Here is a 24,487-nt window from a genome sequence, read left to right as displayed (position 1 = left end):
TGATTTTTTGTTTAAATATGCTTTATTTTTTTATTCTTTCAATTTACTTACATTAAAGTCAAGTTTAAAACTTGGTTTTTTTAATTTACCTCTTATTTTGAGTGCTTTTTCAGTCTTAAAGAGACAAAAAAAACTCTGACTTTTTCAGTCAGAGCAATTTTTAGTTTATATTGATACTATAAGTTTTTTGCTAATTCAGCTAGAGTCTTGATTGCAACACCTTGTGGCATTTCTGAAAGTTCATTTGTACCAGCGATATCAAAGTGCATGAAGTCTGCTTTTTCAGCGAATTCTTTTAAGAACATAGCAGCAGAAATACTTCCACCATTTCCTGATAAGTCAGTATTTTTTAAGTCAGCAACTTTTGAAGATCTAATGTTTTTAGCAAAGTCTTCATGTAGAGGCATTCTTCACATTAGTTCATTGGCAGTTTTAGCAGATTTTTCAATTGCTTTTCAATCTTTATCATTTGAAGCTCAAACACCAGTGTAGGTAGTTCCTAGTCCAACTAAGATTGCACCTGTTAGAGTAGCAATGGTAGCAACTTTTGTAGCTTTTAGATTTCTGATTGCATATGTCATACCATCAGCAAGAACTAAACGCCCTTCAGCATCAGTGTTGTTGATTTCAACTGTTTTACCATTCATTGATGTTCATACTGAGTCTGGTAATGATGCATCTCCATTGATACGGTTATCAGTTAAAGGCATAACAGCCACAACATTAGCTTTTGGTTTGTAGTAAGAAATAAGCATCATAGCAGCAGCAACAGCAGCACTACCTGACATATCATATTTCATTCCTAGCATGTATCTAGATGGTTTTAATGAGTATCCCCCTGAGTCAAAAGCAATACCTTTTCCAACTAATCCTAAAACTTGGTCACTGTCTGGATTTCCTTTGTATTCAACTACAACTAGACGAGGTTCATAAACACTTCCTCTGTTAACACTTAAAAATAGTCCCATTTTTTGATCTTCAATTTGTTTTCTGTTTAAAACTTTAACGTGAAGGTTTTTGTATTTTGACAATTCTTCGTCATAAGCTTTTGCTAAATATTCTGATGTAGCATAGTTTGGAGCCATTTGTTGTAGGTTTCTTGCTCATCTAACTACACTTGCGACTTTTGAACTTTCTTCAAATTCAGCACTTAAATCACGTTTTGATAATAAGTAGAAATCTAATTCATCTTTTTTATCATCTTTTTTAGTTTTTAGATTGTAAATAGGTTGATTGAATTCGTAAGCCTCAACTGCCAATTTAACAACTTCGCTTGCACTTAATTTTGCACTTGTGAATGTAGCAACATCTAATTGGTATGAACGTTTTAGATTTGCTGTAAACGCTTTAATAAACGACTCAAATTTTTCTGCACTAAATTCTTCTTTTTTTCCTAAATATACGTATGAAGTGTTTTTGTTGAATAAGTCAGTTACTACATTATCTTTTTTAAGAACAACTTCAGGTAATTTGCTTTCTTCGAATGCTGCTTTTAGAACTAAAGCATCATTTTTTTCATTAATTAACTTAATCATTTTTACTCCTTTAAAATTAATTATTTGCTAATTATGTTAAGTATAACACCCGGACGGTAAATAACTTTAACAATTTGTTTATTTTCTAAGTGTCTTTTTACACTTTCAACTTTTTGAGCTTCTTGCACAACTTTTTCTTCTGTTCAATCTTCCTCTATTGCAATTTCACCACGCACTTTTCCGTTAACTTGGACTGCTATTATAGTTTGTGGTTTTATGATTTTAGCCTCATCCAATAAAGGTCAAGTTTGCTCTTTAATTTGTTTTTCATTTAGCATTTCTAAAATTTCTTCTGCTAAGTGGGGAGCAAAAGGTGAAAGTAAAATAGCAAAGTCTCTCAAGATTTTTAGATCATGAATACTTTCACATTTTGCTAAAAAGTTAATAAAGACCATCATTTTTGAAATAGCAATATTGAATTTTACTTTTTCAATATTTTCACTTACTTCACGAATCAAAATATTTATTTCTGATTCTAGTTCAACATTAACTTCTTTACTCAAAGGTTGATTAATCAAACGAGTCACTTGATTTAGAATTCTATCCAGTCATTTTCTAATTCCATTTATTGGATCAACACTTCAAGGTTTTGTGTCAGTCAAAGGCCCCATAAACATTTCGTATACACGTAATGTGTCAGCCCCTAATTCTTCAACTATATCGTCTGGGTTTATAACATTACCTAATGATTTAGACATCTTTTGTCCATCAGTTCCCAATATCATTCCTTGGTTTACTAATTTCAAGAACGGTTCTTTGGTTGGAACTATACCAATATCAAATAAGAAACGATGTCAGAAGCGAGCATATAACAAGTGCCCGGCAGCATGTTCTTGTCCACCTACATATAGATCAACAGGTAATCATTTTTTAAATCTTCTTTTAGCTTCTTCGCTATCAATAGGTTCATAAGTTCCATCACTGTTTTTCAATATATAAGCCAAGAAATATCAGCTTGAACCTGCTCATTGTGGCATGGTGTTAGTATCGTGACGATATTTTTTGCCATCGATTTCAACATACAATCAGTCTTTTAAGTTTGCTAAAGGACTCTCTCCAGTTCCTGAAGGTTTAATATTTTTTGATTTTGGTAGCTCAACAATATCATCAACTAAAAGAATATTATCGTTTTCATCGAATAGGACTGGAAATGGCTCTCCTCAGTATCTTTGGCGTGAAAACACTCAGTCTCTTAAGCGATATTTTGTTTGGATTTTTCCTATTTTGTTATTAACTAGATACTCATTAATTTTTGTAGTTGCCTGACTATTATTAAGACCATCTAGGAATTGAGAATTAATATGAACGCCATCTTCAGTGTATGCTTTTTCACTTCATGAACCTTCAATGACTGGTTTAAATAATAAATTGTGTGCTTTAGCAAATTCTCAGTCTCTTTGGTCATGACAAGGAACAGCCATGACTACTCCTGTACCATAGCTATTTAATACATAATCTGATACAAAAATTGGAATCAATTCTTGTGTAATTGGGTGAATAGCATATGAACCACTGAATACTCCTTTTTTAGGACGTGAGTCATTTGATCTTTCGATTTGATTCATTGAAATCACTGCTTGTTGTAATTGTTCAACTGCTTGGCGGTTTTCTTCAGTCACTAATTTTGAAACTAAGTTGTGTTCTGGAGCAATTGACAAGTAACTAACTCCAAAAATCGTGTCAGGACGAGTGGTAAAAACAGTAAGGCTGAAATCTTTATTGTCAACCTTGAAATCAATTTCAGTACCAACACTCTTTCCGATTCAGTTTCTTTGTAATGTTTTGATTGAGTCATTTCAGTCTAGTTCATCTAAACCTTCAAGCAATTTTTCAGCATATGCAGTAATTTTTAAAACTCATTGACGCATTGGTTTTTTAACAACAGGATAGTTTCCTCTTTCTGAAACCATTTGTCCGTTTTGTTCCAAAATTTCTTCATTTGCTAGTACAGTACCTAATTCTTCACATCAGTTTACATCAACCATTTCAATACTTGCTAAACCATGTTTGTAAAGTTGTTTGAAAATTCATTGAGTAGTGATGTAAAACTTAGGATCAGATGTATTAACTTCTTTTGAAAAGTCATAGCTAAAACCTAGCATTTTTAGTTGACGGCGAAAATTATTAATATTATGTAGAGTGAATTCAGCTGGATCATTACCAGTTTTAAGAGCATATTGTTCCGCTGGTAAACCAAAAGCGTCCCATCCAATAGGATGTAAAACATCGTAACCATTTAAACGTTTATAACGACTCACTATGTCAGTAGCAATGTAACCTTCTGGGTGTCCAACGTGCAAGCCTGCTCCTGAAGGATACGGGAACATGTCTAATATGTAGGCTTTTTTGTTGCTTTTTTCTTCAGTTTTAAATGCGTTAGTTTTTTCTCAAACTGCCTGTCATTTTTTCTCTACACTACGGTGATCGTACATAAAAATTCCTTTGCTAAATTTGTCTTAAATTTTTATTATTTTAGTGGCTTAAAATAAATATAATATTAATATTATAAACAATTGCAAAAAACATTTTGTAATCGTTAAAATGCAAATAAAAATCAAGGAGATAATTACATGGCTAAAAACAGTTACAAGATTGCTGTCCAAGCAATCGAAGAAGCTAAAAATATTTTTATTTTTCACCACATTCGTCCTGACGGAGATTGTTTAGGTTCACAGTTTGCTTTAAAAGAAATGATTAAGCTAAACTACCCTGACAAAAACGTTTATGCAATTGGTGATACTATTGGATCATTTCCATTCATGAAATTAGAACATGACAAAATTGAAAACATTCCTGCTAAAAACTTCAAAAATTCTTTAGCAATTGTTGTTGATGCTAACTCTTCAAATAGAATACAAGACGTTAATTTAATACTTGAAAAAAGATTTACTAAAACTTTACGTATTGACCACCATCCAGTTGATCCAGATATTGACTACGACTATACATGAGAAGATAATGAATACGTTGCAGCTGGAGAACAAGTGGGTTACATTGCAATGAAGGCGAAATGAAAACTAAATAAAAGAGCTGCAGAATTATGTTATCTAGCAATCAATACTGATAGTGGTCGTTTCCAATTTGAAAGTGTTGTGAAACGTACATTCGATGTTGTGAGTTATTTACATAACGCTGAAGGATTTAAAGTTTACGATGTTAACTTACCGCTTTCACGTCGTGAAGAACAAAAAGTACGTTTCATGGCTTATGTTTTATTAAATTACAAAAAAGATGGGCAAGTTCTTTACTTCCACGTTACTAAAAGAATTCAAAAGAAATTCAAACTTGACGAAAACCAAGCAAATGATGTTAATGTTCTAGCAAACATTGGAGATTGCAAAATTTGAGTATTTTTCATTGATTCAGACAATGGAGACACAAGAGTAAGAATTAGATCAAATGGTGTGTGAATTAATCAAGTAGCTAACAAATGAAGAGGTGGAGGACACGAATGTGCTGCCGGAGCTACAGTTAAAAACAAGTCAGAAATGAAAAAATTATTAGCTGACTTGCAAGAGGTTTTGAAAAACGATGCTAGATAATCGCCAAAAAATGAAAGTTTTCAAAGCAATCGAAAAGAAAATTAAGAAAGCTGAAAACGTTGTTATTTTTCACCACATTCGTCCTGACGGTGATTGCTTAGGGTCACAATTTGGATTTAAAGAATTGATTAAAACCAATTTTCCAAACAAAAATGTTTACACAATTGGAGACTCAAAAGGCTTATTCAGTTATTTAGATTTTGAATTTGATAATTTAGAGCTAAAGAAACTACCAAATTCACTAGCAATTATTGTTGATGCTAACTTTAAAGAAAGAATTGAGTGTCGTCAATTCTTAGATGAAAATGTTTTTGATGAAGTTATTAGAGTAGACCACCACCCAAATGATGATGACTTGAATGCTTCATTAGTTTGAGTTGAATCAGAAGCGCCTGCTGCTGCTCAACAAGTTGCTGAGATAGCAATAAAATTAGGTTGAAAAATTTCACCAGAAGCAGCAACATACCTATTTTTAGGAATCTATACCGATAGCGTTAGATTAACAACAAACACAACTAATTCGCGCACATTGGACATAGTTTCAAAACTGTGAGCAAGTGGTGCTAAAAAAGATTTAATTTTCGTTAATATGGCGAAAAAATCTTCACAAGATATGAAAGTGGACGCTTTTATTCAATCTAATATGCAAATAAAAGATCAAGTTGTAAGTTTCTATTTTGATTTAGAAACACAAAGAAACTTCAATATCTTAGATCCGTTAAGAGCTAATCGACCTTATACGTTAGCTAACATTGATGACAACAAGATTTGAGTTTTTTTCACTCAAGAAAAAGCAAAAGGTACTGACGGAAGCACTCAAGATCAGATTCGTTGTGAATTTCGCTCTAATGGAGCATGTGTCAGAAATGTCGCAGTCAAATGAGGTGGTGGTGGACACCATCGTGCCTCAGGAGCACAAATTAACGATGCTTCGTTAATCCCACTGATAATTGCGGATTGTGAAAAAGAAGCACTTAATTTGGAAGGATACGACAACAAAAAATAGAGCCCTTTTCAAGCTCTATTTTTTTTTGTAACTTTTATTATTTTTTAGTGTATTTGATACCAAGTTGATTTTCTAGTAAACCACGCATCGCTTCGACTTGCTCTTCAATTTCTTGTTCGCTCATTCCTTCTTTAATTAGTGAGTCTTTATGATAGTCAAGAATTTGTTCTATGATTCCAATTTTGTTTGCAATGTCTTTAGCATTGGCATCCATATTTTCATGGACTGCGTTTGGTTTGCTTGCTTCAGGATTATTCATTAAATTTACAACACTTTCTAAGGCAATACGCTCAGTTAATTCTTCGAAACGTTTTGATCCTTCTTGTGTATAAACTTGATATGGGTTTTTTTGCGAGTATTGAACTAAGTTGGATGCTTGACGTAATTTATCCATTGTATTTATATGATCTTGTCAAGCTGCATCAAAAACTTTAAGAATAGTTGTTCTTTCAGTTGAAACAAGGGCAAACACTCCATATTTTTCAATCACATTTTCACGCATCATTGCATACTCTTGAATTAAACGATCGCTAATGAATTCAACAAGTTCTGGTTTTTCAAATTTTGATAATTCTTCTTTTGAAAAACGATAGTCGCTGTTATTTTCTAATCAATTTTTGTTTAAATATTCAGTAAATTTTTCAAAATCAATAGCATTGTTTTTTAAAGCGAAAAAACGGTTATTTACTGCTTGTTTAACAGTCGAAATAATCATTTTGTTAATAATAATACTTAAATCGTCCCGTTCTAAAATTCAGTCCCTTTGTTGATAAATAAGATCTCTTTGTTGACGAATAACATCATCATAGTTTAGGACGCTTTTACGATTGTCGTAATTGAAACCTTCGATTTTCTTTTGTGCTCTTAAAAAGGCAATCTGAATAGCTTTACCATCAATTGGTCTATCTTCATAACTTGCAAACATTTCTTTTCATTTATCTTGTAAACTAAAACGTAAAATTAATTGATCGTCTAAGCTTAAAAAGAATTTTGAGTATCCGACATCTCCTTGACGTCCAGAACGTCCTTTAAGTTGGTTATCGATCCGACGAGATTCAGCCTTATCAGTACCTAAAACATATAATCCCCCAACAGCTTTTGCTTCGTCAGAAGGTTTGATGTCAGTTCCCCGACCGGCCATATTAGTAGCAATTGTTACTGCACCTAGTTGTCCTGCTTTGGCAATAATATCTGCTTCTTCAGCATTTTGTTTTGCGTTTAAGACAGTGTGAGGAATGTTTGCTTTAACCAAGTACTCATGTAATCTTTCCGAGTCTTCTACTTGTGCTGTTCCGATTAATATCGGTTGTTTACGAGCATACACTTTTTTAACTTCTTCAACAATAGCCATATATTTTGAGTGCATATCAACAAATATTAAGTCTTGATCATCATATCTTTGCAACGGTTTGTTAGTTGGAATAACGTTTACACGCATGTTGTAAATGTCAATAAATTCTTTTTCTTCGGTCTTGGCAGTACCAGTCATACCACTCAATTTTTTGAATAAACGGAAAAAGTTTTGGTAGGTAATTGTAGCAAGTGTTTTGTTTTCTGGTTCAATCTCTAGTTGTTCTTTTGCCTGTAATGCTTGTTGCAATCCTTCTGAGTAAGCACGCCCTTCCATAATACGTCCCGTAAATGAGTCAACCAACTCAATTTTGTTGTCGCGAACAATGTACTCAACATCATTTTTCATTATTTTGTGTGCTCTCAAGGCATTTTGAATTCTATGAACTAGTTCAGAATTTTCAATGTCATAAAGGTTAGCTAAACCGAAATATAAGTTAGCTTTATCAATACCTTGCTCAGTTAAATAAACAGATTTTGTTTCTTCATCAATGTAATAATCTTCTTCATCTAAATTACGAACAAACAAGTCGGCTGTGTTGTATAAGTAACTTTCACCTGTATCTCCACCAGAAATGATTAACGGTGTCTTAGCTTCATCGATCAAAATTGAGTCAACTTCATCTAGAAGGATGTAGTTAAGTCCTCTTTGAACTTTTTCTTCTTTACGCATTACCATGTTGTCTCTTAGGTAGTCAAATCCCAGCTCTGAGTGAATTGAGTATGTAATGTCACAGTTGTAAGCTTCACGTTTTAGTTCCGGAGACATTTGTGCCTTGTTAATTCCAACACTCAAACCAAGTCAATTGAATACTTCACCCATTTCAGTAGCATCACGTTCTGCAAGATACTCGTTAACAGTTGAAACGATAACATTTTCTCCACTGAGTGCATTTAAATAAACAGGAGCAATCGAAGTAATGGTTTTACCTTCTCCTGTTTTCATTTCAGCTACTGATCCTAAGTCTAAAATAACTCCACCCAACATTTGTACGTCGAATGGTCGTTTTCCTAAAACCCTTTTTGTTGCTTCCCTACTTACTGCAAACGCTTCTGCTCTAATATCTTCTAATGTTTCACCTTTTGATAAACGATTTTTGAATTCAGCTGTTTTGTTCTTTAATTCATCATCACTTAACTTTTGAATTTCATTTTCTCAATTATTAATTTGATTTAGAGTGAGGTAGGCAATTCGCATTTCAGCAGTTCTAAATTTAGGTTTGTATCATTTATTTTTTTCTTCAGGTCTGCGAGGAATAACATATTCAGTAGAATCAACCTGTTGATCTTTTGTTTTAGTAATTTTGTTCAAAATTTTACTCATAATTACAATTTTACCCTTTTAATGCCTATTTTTTACTTAAAGTAAAAAACCCTTTACGTAAAGAAAAATTCGCCAATGGCGAATTTGTAATTATTGTTGTTTAGTTTTGTTTGTAAAAATATTGGCAAAATTATTTAAAACATCTTCAAATCTCTGTTTTTCAAGTGGTGAAGATTCCAATACCTTTTGGTAGTCTGTATTAACGAAAGATGTACGTACTATTTCTTTTAGATTGCTTACTTCTTTGTCTGTTAAATTTAAATCCAATGACATGTTTTCAAATTCTTTTTTCGCTTTTTCAATGTTTTCTTGATTTGATAAGTAGTCTACTGCTTCTTTATCGAATTTTACTTTTTCAAGTTTTTCACCCAAATCACTTTCAGGATTATTGACAATGGTTTTGATCACTGGTAAAGCTAAATCTGAATTTAAAATCGTTCTAACAGTATTGATTGTTTCTGGAGTAATAGGAACTGTTTGTTTTGTTTCGTTTCCAGATTCATTTGATGAATTTGCATCGGATTTAATGTCCTCTAAAGCATTAGCAATTTGTTCCAAATCTTTAGTTAATTCTTCTCTTTTTTCAGTATTTGTTGAATATTCAATAGCTTTTGTTATGACTGGTATTTCTGATGAAATTGACTCACCTTTTCCAAGTGTAATAGCTTTAATTGCTGGTTTTATAACAAGTCTATCTCATCAAGTTTCTTCGTAGTTTTTATTGGCTAAAGCAACCACTGAACCACCCAATATTCCAATAGGAGCAGTAATTGCCATTGTTAATAATCCACCCACAATTTTTGAAGCAATGTGTTTCTTTTCACAACCTTTGCTGTAACATCTTAAAATTCTTTTGCGTCTTACAAAATAGAACGCAATTGCAAAAACAATCAAAGAAAATAGTCAAATTACCAATAAAACTGCAAGTGCAACAATGGTAATGATGTAAGGTTTTGCAACTTCTGCGTAATCTTTGTATTTTTTAAATGCCTCGATTGTTGTAACAAGGTTAAATATTGGATCACTTACCAAAATAATTGAAAAAACAATAATAGCACTAATAACAAAAGTAATTAAAGATCACAATCAACGCTTGAAAAATCCAATTAAAAATCCGATAATGGCCAGTACAACAACAAGTCCAATTGATGCTCAAATCATATTATCCTAACAGCTCCATATTTTTGTCTTCTTTTCAAGGGTTATTTTTGTCAATGCGATCTAAGAATAATTTACCTTGCAAGTGATCTAATTCATGTTGCATAACAATTGCTTCATAACCAGAAACATCGTATGTTTTTTCTTTTTTTTCAAAATATGAGTATGCTTTTACTTTTATGCGACGGTATCTTGGAACGTATCCTTCTTGATGTGGTCATGTTTCAGAAACACTTAGACACCCTTCTCCTTCAGCAAGCGATTGTTTTAATTCTGAGTGGGCAATCACGCGTGGATTAACTAGTGCATCACGAAAAATCATATTACCTTCTTCATCCTGAATCATAATGTAAAAAATATTTTTCAAAATTCCATATTGAACAGCGGCCACTCCAACACCTGCTCTAAATTTTGATCCTTCTTTTTGACTATCATCAATGTGATAAATCATTTTTTGAATCAATAGATCATCTTCTTGAGTCAGGGGAATTGGAACGTCTTTCGACTTTTCTCTTAGTACCTTATTAGGTAACTTTACTAACTTTACTTCAAACATATTTGAAATTATAACAAAAAAGGCCTTATCAAACTCTTTAACTATGTTAAAAAATACTCAAAATGACTGAAAAATGCAAGTGTATTATAATTATTTGTATGTTAAGAATAGTAGCTGGAAAATATCGAAATACACGTTTAGAACAACCAGATAAAAAAATCACTCGAGCAAGTAGTGAAAAACTTCGTGAAGCATTGTTTTCATCTTTAAGTTTTGAGCTTGAAGACAAAATCTTTTTGGATTTGTTTGCAGGCAGTGGCGCTTTTGGTTTTGAAGCAATCAGTCGAGGAGTCAAAAAAAGCATTTTGATTGAGAAAAATCGCGAAGCATATAAGGTTATTGCAAAAAACGCCGAAAAATTCAAAAAGATTGAATTTGAGTTAAAAAACACTGATGCTTTAATCTTTTTGCAAAAAACGGAACAAAAATTCGACTTTATTTTTATCGACCCGCCATATGCAAATCAAACTCTTTATACTGAATCTTTAAGATTGATAAGCGAAAGAGATTTATTGACTGAAAATGGAAAAATTATTCTTGAAACAGCTCGAGAAGACTTTTCAACACCCCTTTTCGAAATTACAAAAGTCAAGAAATATTCAATCAGCTGAGTTTATTTTTTAGAAAAGCGTTAGTTTTACTGCTTTTTAGAATATAATTCTAAAATTAAGGAGTTTTATGTCAAAAGAATTTAATAAAAAAATCATTATTTTTACAGGGCCTTCTGGAGTTGGAAAAGGAACAATAGAAAAGCAACTTTTCAGGGATGTAGCATTAAAATTAAAGCTTTCAGTTTCAGCAACAACTCGTAAACCACGTGTTGGCGAAGAAGAAGGGGTACACTACTATTTTGAAACCAAAGAAGAATTTGAACAACACATAAAAAATGGTGATCTATTGGAGTACTCACAACACTTCGATAATTACTATGGAACTTTATACAGTGATCTAGAAAGAATTTCTTCTTCAGGATATATCCCATTTTTAGAAATTGAAACTAATGGCGCATTACAAATAATTAACAAATATGCTAAGAAAAATAATCTTGACAAGATTGTTTCTATTTTCGTTATGCCACCTTCATTTCAAGAATTAAAAAGAAGAATTGAAGAACGTGGTTCAGAAACTCCTGAAACTCTTAAAAAACGGATGGAAAAAGCATACGACGAAGTTCGTTACATAAGTCAATTTAATTATGTTGTTACAAATGATACTGTTGATGGAACCTACCAAGAAGTCAAAAGAATTATTGAAAAGGAATTTAATCTTTAGTCTATGTTCGACTGATGTTTTAAGTCAGACATAGGTGTTCGCAGTAATAATGAAGACAACGGTTGTTTTTTACAAAACGACATTGTTGCAATGGGTGTAGTTTGTGATGGACTAGGCGGCCATGAAAATGGTGAAGTTGCTTCACAAGTTGCAGTGGATGAATTTAGCAAGTATTTTAATGAAACGGATTTTAATTTTCTTGATGAAAATAATCATGAGGAAGTTCGCACATGATTGAATAAAGGAATTTTAAAAGCTGAAGCAAAAATGAAAGAGCTTGTTAAATTGAAAAAAGCAAGCAGTGATATGGGAACCACTATCACTATGTTTTTGTGTTTTAAAAAGACCAAAACAGTTTACATATTAAACATTGGTGACTCACGCACATACTTATATAATGGATTTTTACATCAAGTAACCAAAGATCACAATGTTTTAAACACTATGATTGATGAGCAGAAAATACTTCCTGAGATTGCAATGCAAGATAGAAATTATGCAAAACTAGTTTCTGCTTTGGGACCAAACAAACCTTCTAAAAGTGAAGTGTTTTTACTTAAAAAAGAAAACCATCCTAAACTTTTACTTTTAACTACTGATGGAATTCATGATTTTGCAAGTAAACCTGCAATAGAGCAAATCTTGCAAAGTTCTAATTCTACTCTTTCGCAAAAATGCCAGCAATTAATCAATACGGCAATGAAAAATAAATCAAATGACAATATGACCTGTTTACTAGTGGAGATTAAATAATGAACGTAAATACTCAAAAAATGGAAGAAAAATACGAAATTGTTTCCGAGATCGGGACAGGGGGAATGGGTAGCGTTTTCCTGTGTCGCAGTAGAGAAACCTTAAAACAAGTAGCAGTCAAAGTCATAAAATCAGACCATTCGACGATCGAAAAACAACGTTTCATTTCGGAAATTGAAACAATGAAACAAATTAAATCAAATTATGTTGTTCGTTATTATGATGCAGAAATCGATGACAATGTTTCTTGAATAGTTATGGAATATGTTGAAGGAACAGTTTTAAAAGACTTAATTAAAAAAACTGGTGGTCTCGAAACAGGTCTAGCAATCACACTAGCAAAATACATTGCTTTGGGTTTAGCTGATATTCACAGCGCAGGTATAATTCATCGTGATCTTAAATCAAGTAATATTATTCAAACAAAAACAGGAAGCGCGAAAATTATTGACTTCGGTATTGCCTTAAATGAAGCGAGTCCAAGATTAACTCAAGTCAACAAAGTGGTTGGTACTCCAGAGTATATAGCACCAGAACTGATTGAAAAAACACAAGGTCCTTCAGTACAAAGCGATATTTACTCATTTGGAATTTTGTTGTATGAAATGTTAGAAGGGCACAACCCATATAGCAATGTTGAAGGAATGAAAAATCAATTGCTAAGTCATGTAAATCAAGAAATTCCCAAACTTACAAACTTAAATCGTACAATACCAATGCCAGTGCAAAACATTATCAACAAGTGTTGTGCTAAAAAACCTGAAGATCGCTACGAAAGTTGTTTCGAGTTATACAATGATCTTAACACCTGTTTAGATCCATATCGTGCTTTTGAAAGCGAAATCTCATTTTCTAAAAACAAGAAAAAGACTAGTTTTGAGTGATTCCACAATAAAAAGTTCACTGTCTCTTTAATTGTTGTAACAGCAGTTCTATTTGCTATTTTTGTGGCTATTTTGATTTATCTAGCAGTTAAAGGTTAAGAAATGGAATACGGAAAAATAATAAAATCAGTTGCTGGATTTTACGATGTGAAAACTAAAAGCGGTCAAATTTTTAGAACTAGAGGAAGTGGTAAACTACGTCTTTTAGATATTAAACCCACTGTTGGAGATTGAGTGGATTTCATTCCCGATGGTTTGATTCATAAAATCTATGAACGTAAAAACATTTTTATTCGTCCCAAGATTGCTAATGTTGATCAAGCGATTGTAGTCATGTCGCTAGTCGAACCTGAATACTCATCGCTCCTAATTGATAAATTTTTGATTATTATTGAAAACAAAAATGTTGAACCAGTTATAGTTCTGACAAAAAAAGATTTAACAAGCGACTCAAAAATTTCATACTACAAAAAACAAGGTTACAAAGTTTTTGAAATTGATTACACACAACCACAAACATTAGAAGGTCTGAGTGCTGTTTTTAAAAATAAAACTAGTTTCTTTGTAGGGCAGACTGGAGTAGGCAAAACTACTTTGATTAATTATTTAGCAAAAACGAATTTTGAGACTCAAGCAATTTCTAAAGCTTTGAACAGAGGAAAACATACAACTCGGGAAGTTAGTTTGATTGAATTCAATGGCGGAGAAATCATTGACACTCCTGGTTTTAGTTCGATTGATTTTGATTTGACAATTGATGAACTTCCAACTGCCTTTAAAGTTTTTCGCGAAAATGCAGTCAAATGCAAATTTAGTTCTTGTAGACATGATCAAGAAACTCTTGATGACTGTGAAATTAAAAAAATGGTTCAAAGTGGTGAAATTAAGCATGAAAGATATCAGAACTATTTGACTTTTTTAAGAAAAATGAAAGAGGACAACTATGCATAAGCACACAATATCACCTTCGATTTTAGATGTACCTAAAGATAAGCAAGTTGAGTATGTAAAGCAGTTAATTGACTGAGGAATTGAGTATGTTCACTATGACGTTATGGATAATAAATTTGTACCAAACATTGCTTTAAGTACTGAAATAATCAAAGAAATTTCACAAAAATGTCCTAAACATATTATGGATATTCACTTGATGGTTGAAGATGTTGAGTCATATATTGAACAATTTAATTCTTTTGCCGATGTTATAACATTCCATGTTGAAGCGGTCGATACTCAGCGCTTAAGAAAAATTTATCAAAAATATTTTGCTGACAAAAAAGTTGGTTTAGGACTGGCAGTTAAACCTAAAACTGACATATTTTCAATCGATCCTGAAATCCTAAAAAATGTAAAAAGAATTTTAATTATGAGTGTTGAACCTGGTTTTGGTGGGCAAAAATTAATGCCTGAAACTCTTGCTAAAGCTAAAGAATTTAGTAAGTACATCAAAGAAAACAACCTTGATATAGAAATTCAAATGGATGGTGGTATCAATGGTTCTACTATTGAAAATGTTTTTAGTTCAGGAGTTAAATTAGCAGTAGTCGGTTCATACTTAGTTAAAAACTTTTCAAAAGAAACAATTGATAAACTGATTGGATAAAAATGCAAAAAAAGGTTTTCATCTTTGAACATAATCAATCACTAGAGCCACTGGCTTCTTATTTACTGTCTTTAAATGTTGAAGCGATTTTGATGAATGGTGAGTTAGGTGCAGGGAAGACCACTCTAACCAAATGTATTGCAAAAATGCTGAATATTGAAAAAGAAATTGTGTCACCAACATTCAATACTATCCTTGTTTATGAAGGATTAGTACACATCGATGCTTATAAACTAACAGGTTCATTGTCTGGGTTTGAAGATTATTTTGAGGATAACTTGGTGGTTGTTGAGTGGTCTGATAATATTAGTCACAATTTTAGTCACTACGCAAAAGTCAATGCTTATCTTAAGGATAGTCAACACATTTTTGAAGTAGAGGAAGTGTAATGAATTTATTTTTAGATGGTTGTTTAGAAGATTTGGCAATTGGTTTATATAACTCGAAATTAAAACTTATAGACAAAGTTATCATTGACAAACTTAATAAAAAAGTAGATGTTTTACCACATTTGGTCGAGAAAATTCTTACTCAAAATAGTGCAAAAGTTACTGATTTGAATGCTATTTATATCAATGTAGGACCAGGTTCTTTTACAGGTAGTAGAATCGCCCTTACTTTTGCTAGAACAATTTGCCAAATACACAAAAACACTCAACTATATGTTACTTCGACAATTCAACTACTGAAAAAACAACTGAAAAATGACATTTTATTCATCAAGGCTAATAAATATACTTCATACAAAATTGACACAAACAATGATGAAAAACACGAGTTAGTGAAAAACATTGTTGTTGATGAAATTGACTACAGTGAATTACTTATAAATTTTAAAGAGTATCAAAAATGTTTCACATTAGTAGAAGACTTAGAAAGCGTTGATGTTAAGTATTTTCATGACCCACAAATTGGAGGACTAGAATAATGCTTGTATTAGGAATCGAAACTAGTCATGATGATACGTCGCTAGCAATTGTTAGCAGTCGAAAAGGTGTTTTAAAAACAGTAACAATAAGTCAAATTGAAGTACACAAAAAATATGGCGGAACTGTTCCTGAAATTGCTTCACGTTTGCATGTTAAAAACATTTATCTAGCATTAGAGGAAATTAAAAAAGATTTTGATTTAAATAAAATTGACCTGATTGCATACACAGCAAAACCAGGTTTGATTGGCGCACTTCAAATTGGTTTTTTAGCAGCAAAGGCAATCGCTATGACACTGCAAAAACCTATAGTTCCTATTGATCACATAGAAGGTCACTTTTTTTCAGCTTCAATAGGTCAAAAAATCAAATATCCAGCTTTAGGATTGGTAGTTTCTGGTGGACACACACAAATAATTCTTGTTCAAAATAGTTTTAAAATGAGTGTTATAGGCTCAACAATTGATGATGCAGTTGGAGAATGTTATGACAAGATCGGACGCAAACTAGGTTTAGAACATCCAGGAGGTCCAAAAATCGACAAAATTGCTTCAACTCATAAAAGTAATATTAAGCATCATTTTTCTATCCCACACACTGAAAATGAGTATGATTTTTCACTCAGTGGAATAAAAACTCAATTCATTAACTTCATTAATAATTATCACAACCGAAATGAGCAAGTTCCAGTCGAGGATATAGCTGCCAAATTTCAAGAAACCATTGTTGAGTATTTAAAAGAAAAAATGACGAAAGCAATCGAAACTTTTCAACCAAAATCAATAGTTTTGTGTGGTGGTGTTAGTGCTAACAATGCGATTAGAAATATGTTCCTAACTATTCATCCAAATGCTTTAGTTCCACTTAAAGAATATGCCACTGATAATGGAGCAATGATTGCAAAAGCAGCAATTGAAATTTACAAAGATAGTTTTAAGAAGGCCAAAAAATAACTCTTAACAAATACTCATTTTGTTTCTCTACAAAGTAGAGAACAAACACCAATAAGAAAAAAAAGAGTTTTTTTTGCTAAAATTTAATAAGTATTTAACGCAATGGACAGGATATAGGTGAAAGACTATACTTAGGTTGGTTTAACGCGTTAAATTAAAATCGAAAAATAGTTTTATAAATTACAAACAAATTTCAGAAAGGAAATACAATGGCAAAATTAGATTTTGACCGTTCAAAAGCTCACGTTAACATTGGAACAATCGGACACGTTGACCACGGTAAAACAACATTAACAGCTGCTATTGCTACTGTTTTATCTAAAAAAGGTCTATCAGAAGCTCGTGATTATGCTTCTATCGATAATGCACCAGAAGAAAAAGAACGTGGAATTACAATTAACACAGCTCACATCGAATACAACACAGAAAAACGTCACTATGCACACGTTGACTGTCCAGGGCACGCTGACTATGTTAAAAACATGATTACTGGAGCTGCTCAAATGGATGGAGCTATCCTAGTAGTTGCTGCAACTGATGGAGCAATGCCTCAAACACGTGAACACATCCTACTTTCAAAACAAGTTGGAGTTCCAAAAATGGTTGTTTTCCTAAATAAAGTTGACATGCTAGAAGGTGAAGAAGAAATCATCGACCTAGTTGAAATGGATATTCGTGACCTATTATCATCATACGAATTCGACGGAGACAACACACCAGTTATTCGTGGATCAGCTCTTAAAGCTCTACAAGGAGATCCAAAATATGAAGCTGCTATCATGGAATTAATGGATGCAGTTGACACATGAATCGACGAACCTCCAAGAGAAACTGACAAACCATTCCTAATGGCAGTTGAAGACGTTTTCACAATTACAGGACGTGGAACTGTTGCAACAGGTAGAGTTGAACGTGGAAAACTACAACTAAACGAAGAAGTTGAAATCGTTGGACTAAAAGACACCAAAAAAACAGTTGTTACAGGAATTGAAATGTTCCGTAAAAACCTAAAAGAAGCTATGGCTGGAGACAACGCTGGACTATTACTACGTGGAATTGACCGTGATGATGTTCAACGTGGACAAGTTTTAGCAAAACCTAAAACAATTATCCCTCACACAGAATTCAAAGCTGCTATTTATGCACTTAAAAAAGAAGAAGGGGGACGTCACACACCATTCTTCGCTAACTATAAACCACAATTCTACTTCCGTACAACAGACGTTACAGGTGGAATTAAATTCACAGATGGACGTGAAATGGTTGTTCCAGGAGAAAACGTTGACTTAACAGTTACTCTAATCGCTCCTATCGCCGTTGAAAACGGAACAAAATTCTCAATCCGTGAAGGTGGAAGAACTGTTGGAGCTGGAACAGTTACAGAAGTTCTAAAATAATTATTTTCAAAGAAGCAACTTTCAAGTTGCTTTTTCTTTTTTGCTTTTTGTTAACAAAAACACAAAAAAAGCAGCTTTTAGCTGCCTATTTTTCATCGTTGTACATTTCAAATAATTCATAACCGTCAAGAGTTTTTCTTATTTGAAAATGTCTATTATTAGCTTTAAATGTACCGTTTAGTCCTTTTTCTCTTTGTGTTAAACTACTCATAATCATTAAATTATCATTAGTAGGCAGTTCATTTTTTTTGACAGGATACAGAACATCTATTTCTCAAGAAAATTCTGAATCTGTTTTATATTCATCACGAACTATTTTTCTCCCGGCAAAATCTTCTGCTTCTTGTTTGTTTCCATATACAGCATTTCATGCTTGTAAAGCCATCATTTTTTCTTGTTCAAAATCTGCGTTAGTCATTATTCTCCTTTTAAAATCAAAATCGGTTCAAAAAGTAGGTGTTGCATTTGATTGACTTCATCTAATATTATTTTTATTTTGAATGACATTTTTTCTACTTCTAGATCAGCTAGTTGTGGATTTTGGTGTTCATAATTTTTTAAAGCAACAAAAAGAGCTTTAATTGTTATAGCTGATGTTAGTTTAAATTTCGTAGTGCTGTCTTTGATATAACCATATGTAGCAGTAAAATCAAAGTGATCGATGTAGTCTAGCAATGTTTTAAATGTTAGTTTGCTATCCTTTTTCTCTTCATCGTTTGCATATCATTCCTTGAAAATGTTTGACACATTGAACTCCAATTCATCATTGCTTTTTACATTTTCATAGGTGAAACTTTCGTTTGAAAAATGTTTATCGTCTTTATATATTTCTTTTAAGTATTTTTCATAGTTTTCTTTAACTAGAGTACCAATTAATTGTTCGTTAATCTTAAATTTAAAGACGTTATTATTTTTAACTGAAAACTCTCTAATCATAGTTCCAGAAGCAAAAGCATTGACAAAATCATATTTTTGACTCTGAAGTTCTCATTTTTTTGATTCTGAGTTTTGAACTAGCTCTACTTTTGTTTCTTGCTCTTTATTTGCTCCAACATAACCTTCAAGAAGTGGTTTTTGTGTTTCATGTTTTTTAGCTTTGGTAACAATTGGAATAATAGCTATCAAACCAATAAAACAAAGTGCAAGCCCTGAAAATATTAGTGCAGAACGCAGCTTATGTTTTTTTGCTTTTGGTTTCTGAATAATTTCTTGATTTTGATTTTCCATAATTAAAAATTATACTAAACAAGACACTAAAGCATTGAAAAAGATGGCTATGCCATCTTTTCACTAGTGTTTGTTTCAGTCGTAAATCAGATCTTTAATTCTTTTAATATTAATCCGCGAGTGAAATTCATCATCAAGTTTTACTTTATTTGCTAAATAAGCAAGAAACTGAGCTATGACGCGGTATTTAATGAAATCTTGTGGACATTTGCGTCCATAAGTCTTTCAAAAGATTGCTTCCTGGTGTTCATTCAATCCCATGTTTTCAAACAAATTAGCAATATCAACCAATGGATCTCCTTTAGCAGCTTGATCTCATTGAGTAATATAAACACTTTGATTTTTTGAAAAAAAGATATTATCAATTGAAAGTGAATTGTGACAGTTAGCATTAAGGTTTAACTGAGATACTCACTTACGCATATTATGAATAAAGATTGAGTCAAAATCTTCCTTTAATGCTTCGATACCAATTTGGTTTAGAGAATTTTTAATCTTTTTATCTAAAACTGAAGGCGGAAATTCAATTTTCGAAGTATGCAAAATCTTAATAGCACGAGCAATCGAACGAATTTTCCTGTCAGTCAAAAAACCTGTTGTGTTTGCTTCCATTCAACGTCAAATGATAATTTTGTCATCTTGATACACATAGACTGGCACAAAATAAAATTCATTTAGTAAATCAATGTTTAAACGATCTCCAAAGCCATCCTTGACTTTTTGTACTATGAAATGAGACTGGTAGTTATAGAACTTGTTTTGGTAAGGATATAATGCTCTTGCTATTTTTGGCAACGGTGTTTCAAGGTGTGAATAAAATTGGCTAAAAGTTGCTTTTTCCCTTGTCTTAACTAAATAAATAAAATCTTCTAGTTGAGTTAAGGTAATATCGAATTCATCACATAACAATTGTTTTGAAATACCTAAATTAATATACATCATAGCAGCATCAGCAGCAGGGTAATTGTAAGAACAAGCACCAAAGTCAATCAATTTAATTTTTCCCAGGCTATTAACTATGACATTCGAACGCTTTATATTGTTATGACACAATACCAAGTCGTCATTGGCATATTTTTTTAGAAGCATATCATATTTTGTGTCATCAATTTTACAACTATATCAATTAAAAATTGGAGCCTTGAATTTTGTGTTGTGTAGTTTTTTTACTTCAACAATAAGATTGCGAATAATTGTTCGATTAATCTTGATTTTTGTCAAATCTTGGCCGTTATATCATTTCTTGATTAGGTATCCATCTTTGTAAAATAAATAGTCATCAAAATTCTTAGCAATGACTTTTTCAGTCATTTTTGAGTCTTCGTCAAACTTTGGGATTCTGATTTGCACCATTTCACCACGATATTTAGCACGGTAAGTCTTGTTCTTAAAGCCTTCATAGTAAAAGTAAATATCACTTATTTTTTCACTAATAACCGAGCCAAAAACTCCTCTTAACTCTTCGATAACAAGTTTAGACTCAGTTTTATTGAGTTTGTCTTGTAGCATTTTTAATTTCTTCTAGTTGATTCATATATTCATCAACTCTTTTAATGTAAAGACTGTCATCAAAAGGTTTAACAGGATGTTTGTTTATCCATAGCACAACTAAAGCATTAACCAAAATTTTGTGAATGTGAACATAGTAAGGTTCAAAGTCATCGCCATAACCTTCATATAATCACTGAGTTTGTTCTTCGGTAAGATTTTGTGATTCAATAAAGTAAGCAAGGTCAAAGTGAACATCTCCCATTGTGGCGTATTCTCAATCAGTAATGAAGAGATTTTTGTTTTCGTCCTCAATAAAATTGAATAGTCACAAGTCATTGTGGCAAGGAGCAGAGTTGTCGATATTTTTCAAGAAGAGATTAATTTTTTTGTAGTGTTTATCTAAAACGTCAATCTTGCGTCCTAGTTCACTAACTTTTTGGCGATATACTTTGAATCTTCTTGCTAAATTGTTAGCAGGAAAACGTAATTTTGAGTTGTGAATTGTAATCAGCATTTGACCAATTTTTATTAAGTTTTCTTTGTTTAATTCCGGTTGTTTACCTTCGATAAATTCTGTTACTAAAGTTTTTTCATCATCATATAAAACTTTAGGGCTGAAATCAAATTTGTTAAGGATTTGATAATCAATTTTGTGATTGAATTCATCATATTGTTTTTCTTTAATGAATGTGTTTTGTTCATCATCAAAATAAGTTTTATTGGTAAAACCTTGATTTTTTAATAGTTGTTTCATGAATTAAAAATCGATATTCGAAGCATATTTAGCATTTTCTTGTACGAAATCACGACGTGGTTCAACTTCTTCACCCATTAGAGTGGTAAAGATTGTGTCAGCTGCAGCTACATCTTCGATTTGTACTTGTAACATACGGCGATTTTCAGGATTCATTGTGGTTTCTCACAATTGTTCTGGATCCATTTCTCCCAACCCTTTGTAACGTTGGATGTTAACTTTTGATTTGTCAATAGATGCTAAAATTTCTTCTTTTTGCTTGTCATTGTAAGCATATTGTACATTTTTACCATAACTTATTTTGTATAGTGGCGGCTGCGCCAAGTAAACAAAACCATATTCAATTAAAGGACGCATATAACGATAGAAAAAGGTTAGCAATAAGGTTGTAATGTGAGCTCCATCGACATCGGCATCAGTCATAATAACGATTTTGTGGTATCTTAGTTTGTTAATATTGAATTCATCACGAATTCCGGTTCCAAGAGCGTGAATTAAAGTTCCAATTTCTTTATTTTCTAACACTGATTGAATATTGTTCTTTTCGGCGTTGATAACTTTTCCCCGCAATGGTAGAATTGCTTGAATTGAACGGTCACGACCCATTTTGGCACTACCACCAGCAGAGTTCCCTTCGACAATATAAAGTTCAGTTAATTCAGCATTTTTAGTTGAACAGTCAGCAAGCTTTCCTGGTAGGTTTCCAAACTCAAGTCCATCTTTTTTACGCGACGCTTCACTTGCTGCTTTAGCAGCTAAACGAGCTTGTTGAGTTTTGATACATTTTTCAACAATCAAACGAGCAATAGCAGGATTTTCTAACATGTAACGTTCTAGCGATTCACTTAAAACTTTGTTAGTTGCACTACGAGCATCTTTATTTTCTAGTTTCCCCTTAGTTTGACCTTCGAAAATAGGATCTGCGTGTTTTACTGAAATAATTGCCACTAATCCTTCACGAATATCATCTCTTGATAAACGGTTTTTTTCATCTTTGATTAGCTTATTTTCCTCACCTCAGTGATTAAAAATTCTTACTAAAGCATCACTAAAACCTTGCTCATGTGTTCCACCTTCATTTGTTGAAATGTTATTGGCATATGAAACAACATTATTTGAAAATCCTTCGTTATATTGCAAAGCAACTTCAACACTAACTTCTTTTGCGTCTTCACCCATTCTTGGGTCTTTGAAGCTTCCTTCAGCATATACAATCTCTGGATTGATAACTTTTTTACCTTTCCCTAACTCACGCACGTAGTCAACTATTCCACCTTCGAAACAAAATTGTTTTTCAACACTTTTAATTTTGTCGTTGATATTTAGTTTTAATCCTTTGTTAAGGTATGCTGTTTGTTTTGCGTGGTCTGCAATGATTGAAAAGTCAAAGTCATTTTTTTCCATTATTGTGAAATCAGGTTTGAATTTAACTCTAGTTCCGCTAATTCCTTCAGGAGCTTCAGAAATAACAGCCAACTCATTTACTTTTTGCCCTCCATTAGCAAACTTTTGATAGTAAACTTTTTGATCTCTAGTAACTCATACTTCAAATTCCTGGCTTAAGGCATTAACAACACTAGCTCCTACTCCGTGTAATCCCCCACTAACTTTATAGGCATCTGAGTTAAATTTACCACCAGCATGTAAAACCGTGAAAACTGTTTCGACTGTACTTAGTCCTGTTCCTGGGTGTTTGTCAACCGGTATTCCCCGACCATTGTCGATAACCTCAACTACATTATCAGGATATAAGTTAACTGTGATCTCATTACAAAAACCTGCCAAAGCTTCGTCGACTGAGTTATCAAGAATTTCTCAAATCATGTGGTGAAGACCTTTGAAACCGATGCTTCCAATGTACATTCCCGGTCTTTTACGAACTGGGTCTAGACCTTTTAAAACTTCAATGCTGCTTGAATCGTAATTATTATGATTTTTTTGCTCCATTGCTACCTCTTTTTTAATATATAAATATATTAAAATTTTACCTTATTTTAGGCATTTTGAAGCACCATGACTAGCAAAAAGCAAGAAAAAACCGCCCTTAGAGGCGATTTAAATTCTTATAATAAGCTTGAAGTATCTACATCTTTAATTTCTTCTTCAGTTGCTGTGAAGAATGCTAGGTTGTGTAGACCCATTTTTTCAGCTAAAACGATTCAAGGGAAAACATAAATTTCTTGGTTGAAACGTCTTACTCTCATATTGTAAACTCTACGTGCTGCATAGATTTCATCTTCTTGTAAAGCAACTTCAGTATTGAATTGCAAGTATAGACTTTCTGCCTTTAAATTTGGGTATTGCTCGAAAGTTAATGAAAGTCCACGAGTAACATTTTCTAGAATTGCTTGTTTTTCTTGTAAGTTGTTTGTTTTATCAACATCAGCGATTTTTGAACGTAATTCTGTCACTCTTTCTAGTAGTCCTGCTTCGTGATTTCTGTAGCTTTTTACTCCATCCATCATTTTAATCAATGTTGCTCTTCTTTTTGCTTGTGCAGCCTGAATTTGCGAACTAGCTTCTTGTGCTTCTACTTGCATAGTATTGAAAGAATTTTTCTTTTTGTATGCAAAAATCAAGAAGATGAATAAAGATATGATAATGAAAAAGATATACATAGCTTTTTGTGCACTAGTTGCTTTAGCTGGTTGAATGTGGTTGTCAACGTTTAATTTAACTTCCACTTGTTCATTTCTTGAATCAAATAACATTTTTTCTCCTTAGAATTTATGCTCTTTTAAATTATATCTTAAT

Annotated in this window: 23 protein-coding genes; 12 read left to right on the top strand and 11 right to left on the bottom strand. The window is 32.5% G+C overall.

Features of this window, described 5'->3' with window-relative positions:
- Positions 1-176: 176 nt before the first annotated feature.
- Positions 177-1,535 (bottom strand): M17 family metallopeptidase, encoded by a 1,359-nt coding sequence (locus tag ACWXVN_RS01095; protein WP_455978827.1) that lies wholly within the window; start codon positions 1,533-1,535, stop codon positions 177-179.
- A gap of 20 nt (positions 1,536-1,555) precedes the next feature.
- Positions 1,556-3,967, bottom strand: coding sequence for a leucine--tRNA ligase (gene leuS / locus ACWXVN_RS01090; protein ID WP_438341552.1), 2,412 nt, complete (start codon positions 3,965-3,967; stop codon positions 1,556-1,558).
- A 138-nt stretch (positions 3,968-4,105) separates the two neighbouring features.
- On the opposite strand from leuS, the gene ACWXVN_RS01085 reads away from it, so the two are divergent.
- Together ACWXVN_RS01085 and ACWXVN_RS01080 are read left to right on the top strand one after the other, a co-directional pair.
- Positions 4,106-5,077 carry a DHHA1 domain-containing protein gene (locus ACWXVN_RS01085; RefSeq protein WP_438341553.1) on the top strand — a complete coding sequence of 324 codons (972 nt, stop codon included), beginning with the start codon at positions 4,106-4,108 and terminating at the stop codon, positions 5,075-5,077.
- Positions 5,067-6,083 (top strand): DHH family phosphoesterase, encoded by a 1,017-nt coding sequence (locus ACWXVN_RS01080; RefSeq protein ID WP_455978826.1) that lies wholly within the window; start codon positions 5,067-5,069, stop codon positions 6,081-6,083. Before ACWXVN_RS01085 ends, ACWXVN_RS01080 begins: the two co-directional genes overlap by 11 nt.
- 37 nt (positions 6,084-6,120) lie before the next feature.
- On the opposite strand, the gene secA is transcribed toward ACWXVN_RS01080, so the two are convergent.
- From secA to def, 3 genes are all read right to left on the bottom strand, one after another.
- Positions 6,121-8,757: a preprotein translocase subunit SecA gene (secA, locus tag ACWXVN_RS01075; RefSeq protein ID WP_455978825.1), complete on the bottom strand. Its 2,637-nt coding sequence runs from the start codon at positions 8,755-8,757 to the stop codon at positions 6,121-6,123.
- Between the two features lie 90 nt (positions 8,758-8,847).
- On the bottom strand, positions 8,848-9,918 hold the full coding sequence (locus ACWXVN_RS01070; RefSeq protein ID WP_455978824.1) for a hypothetical protein: 1,071 nt from the start codon (positions 9,916-9,918) through the stop codon (positions 8,848-8,850).
- A gap of 1 nt (position 9,919) precedes the next feature.
- Positions 9,920-10,471: a peptide deformylase gene (gene def, locus ACWXVN_RS01065; protein WP_438341558.1), complete on the bottom strand. Its 552-nt coding sequence runs from the start codon at positions 10,469-10,471 to the stop codon at positions 9,920-9,922.
- A gap of 98 nt (positions 10,472-10,569) precedes the next feature.
- Between def and rsmD the strand changes: the two genes are divergently transcribed.
- The 10 genes from rsmD (at position 10,570) to tuf (ending at position 18,261) form a co-directional block, all read left to right on the top strand.
- Positions 10,570-11,106: a 16S rRNA (guanine(966)-N(2))-methyltransferase RsmD gene (gene rsmD, locus ACWXVN_RS01060; protein WP_455978823.1), complete on the top strand. Its 537-nt coding sequence runs from the start codon at positions 10,570-10,572 to the stop codon at positions 11,104-11,106.
- A gap of 43 nt (positions 11,107-11,149) precedes the next feature.
- Entirely contained in the window at positions 11,150-11,743 is a 594-nt protein-coding gene (gene gmk, locus ACWXVN_RS01055) for a guanylate kinase (RefSeq protein WP_438341560.1), read from the top strand.
- Positions 11,744-11,746: 3 nt separating this feature from the next.
- Complete coding sequence (locus tag ACWXVN_RS01050; RefSeq protein WP_455967611.1) at positions 11,747-12,496, top strand: PP2C family protein-serine/threonine phosphatase; 750 nt, start codon at positions 11,747-11,749, stop codon at positions 12,494-12,496.
- Complete coding sequence (locus ACWXVN_RS01045) at positions 12,496-13,479, top strand: protein kinase domain-containing protein (RefSeq protein ID WP_438341562.1); 984 nt, start codon at positions 12,496-12,498, stop codon at positions 13,477-13,479. Before ACWXVN_RS01050 ends, ACWXVN_RS01045 begins: the two co-directional genes overlap by 1 nt.
- Positions 13,480-13,482: 3 nt before the next feature.
- Positions 13,483-14,331: a ribosome small subunit-dependent GTPase A gene (gene rsgA, locus ACWXVN_RS01040; protein ID WP_438341563.1), complete on the top strand. Its 849-nt coding sequence runs from the start codon at positions 13,483-13,485 to the stop codon at positions 14,329-14,331.
- The gene (locus ACWXVN_RS01035) at positions 14,324-14,983 is read left to right on the top strand and encodes a ribulose-phosphate 3-epimerase (protein WP_455967610.1); all 660 of its coding nucleotides are present in this window, start codon (positions 14,324-14,326) and stop codon (positions 14,981-14,983) included. The genes rsgA and ACWXVN_RS01035 overlap by 8 nt, the downstream gene beginning before the upstream one ends.
- 2 nt (positions 14,984-14,985) lie before the next feature.
- On the top strand, positions 14,986-15,372 hold the full coding sequence (gene tsaE / locus ACWXVN_RS01030) for a tRNA (adenosine(37)-N6)-threonylcarbamoyltransferase complex ATPase subunit type 1 TsaE (protein WP_438341565.1): 387 nt from the start codon (positions 14,986-14,988) through the stop codon (positions 15,370-15,372).
- Positions 15,372-15,911 carry a hypothetical protein gene (locus ACWXVN_RS01025; protein WP_455978822.1) on the top strand — a complete coding sequence of 180 codons (540 nt, stop codon included), beginning with the start codon at positions 15,372-15,374 and terminating at the stop codon, positions 15,909-15,911. The genes tsaE and ACWXVN_RS01025 overlap by 1 nt, the downstream gene beginning before the upstream one ends.
- Positions 15,911-16,864, top strand: coding sequence for a tRNA (adenosine(37)-N6)-threonylcarbamoyltransferase complex transferase subunit TsaD (gene tsaD, locus ACWXVN_RS01020; protein WP_455978821.1), 954 nt, complete (start codon positions 15,911-15,913; stop codon positions 16,862-16,864). The genes ACWXVN_RS01025 and tsaD overlap by 1 nt, the downstream gene beginning before the upstream one ends.
- Positions 16,865-17,073: 209 nt before the next feature.
- The gene (tuf, locus tag ACWXVN_RS01015; protein ID WP_438341568.1) at positions 17,074-18,261 is read left to right on the top strand and encodes an elongation factor Tu; all 1,188 of its coding nucleotides are present in this window, start codon (positions 17,074-17,076) and stop codon (positions 18,259-18,261) included.
- A gap of 85 nt (positions 18,262-18,346) precedes the next feature.
- Here the strand turns inward: tuf and ACWXVN_RS01010 are convergent, their stop codons facing one another.
- The 6 genes from ACWXVN_RS01010 to ACWXVN_RS00985 all read right to left on the bottom strand — a co-directional run bounded on the left by ACWXVN_RS01010 (position 18,347) and on the right by ACWXVN_RS00985 (position 24,444).
- Positions 18,347-18,679, bottom strand: a complete 333-nt coding sequence (locus ACWXVN_RS01010) for a hypothetical protein (protein ID WP_438341569.1) — start codon at positions 18,677-18,679, stop codon at positions 18,347-18,349.
- Positions 18,679-19,488, bottom strand: a complete 810-nt coding sequence (locus ACWXVN_RS01005; protein ID WP_438341570.1) for a hypothetical protein — start codon at positions 19,486-19,488, stop codon at positions 18,679-18,681. The genes ACWXVN_RS01010 and ACWXVN_RS01005 overlap by 1 nt, the downstream gene beginning before the upstream one ends.
- A 63-nt stretch (positions 19,489-19,551) precedes the next feature.
- Positions 19,552-20,997 (bottom strand): phosphotransferase, encoded by a 1,446-nt coding sequence (locus ACWXVN_RS01000; RefSeq protein ID WP_455978820.1) that lies wholly within the window; start codon positions 20,995-20,997, stop codon positions 19,552-19,554.
- Positions 20,975-21,733, bottom strand: coding sequence for a phosphotransferase (locus tag ACWXVN_RS00995; protein WP_455978819.1), 759 nt, complete (start codon positions 21,731-21,733; stop codon positions 20,975-20,977). Before ACWXVN_RS00995 ends, ACWXVN_RS01000 begins: the two co-directional genes overlap by 23 nt.
- Before the next feature lie 3 nt (positions 21,734-21,736).
- Positions 21,737-23,680 (bottom strand): DNA topoisomerase (ATP-hydrolyzing) subunit B, encoded by a 1,944-nt coding sequence (gyrB, locus tag ACWXVN_RS00990; protein WP_455967607.1) that lies wholly within the window; start codon positions 23,678-23,680, stop codon positions 21,737-21,739.
- A 116-nt stretch (positions 23,681-23,796) separates the two neighbouring features.
- Positions 23,797-24,444: a LemA family protein gene (locus tag ACWXVN_RS00985; protein ID WP_455967606.1), complete on the bottom strand. Its 648-nt coding sequence runs from the start codon at positions 24,442-24,444 to the stop codon at positions 23,797-23,799.
- Positions 24,445-24,487: the final 43 nt, after the last annotated feature.

The organism is Mycoplasma sp. 4044 (assembly GCF_053851695.1).
This window is presented reverse-complemented; position numbering and strand designations above follow the sequence as displayed.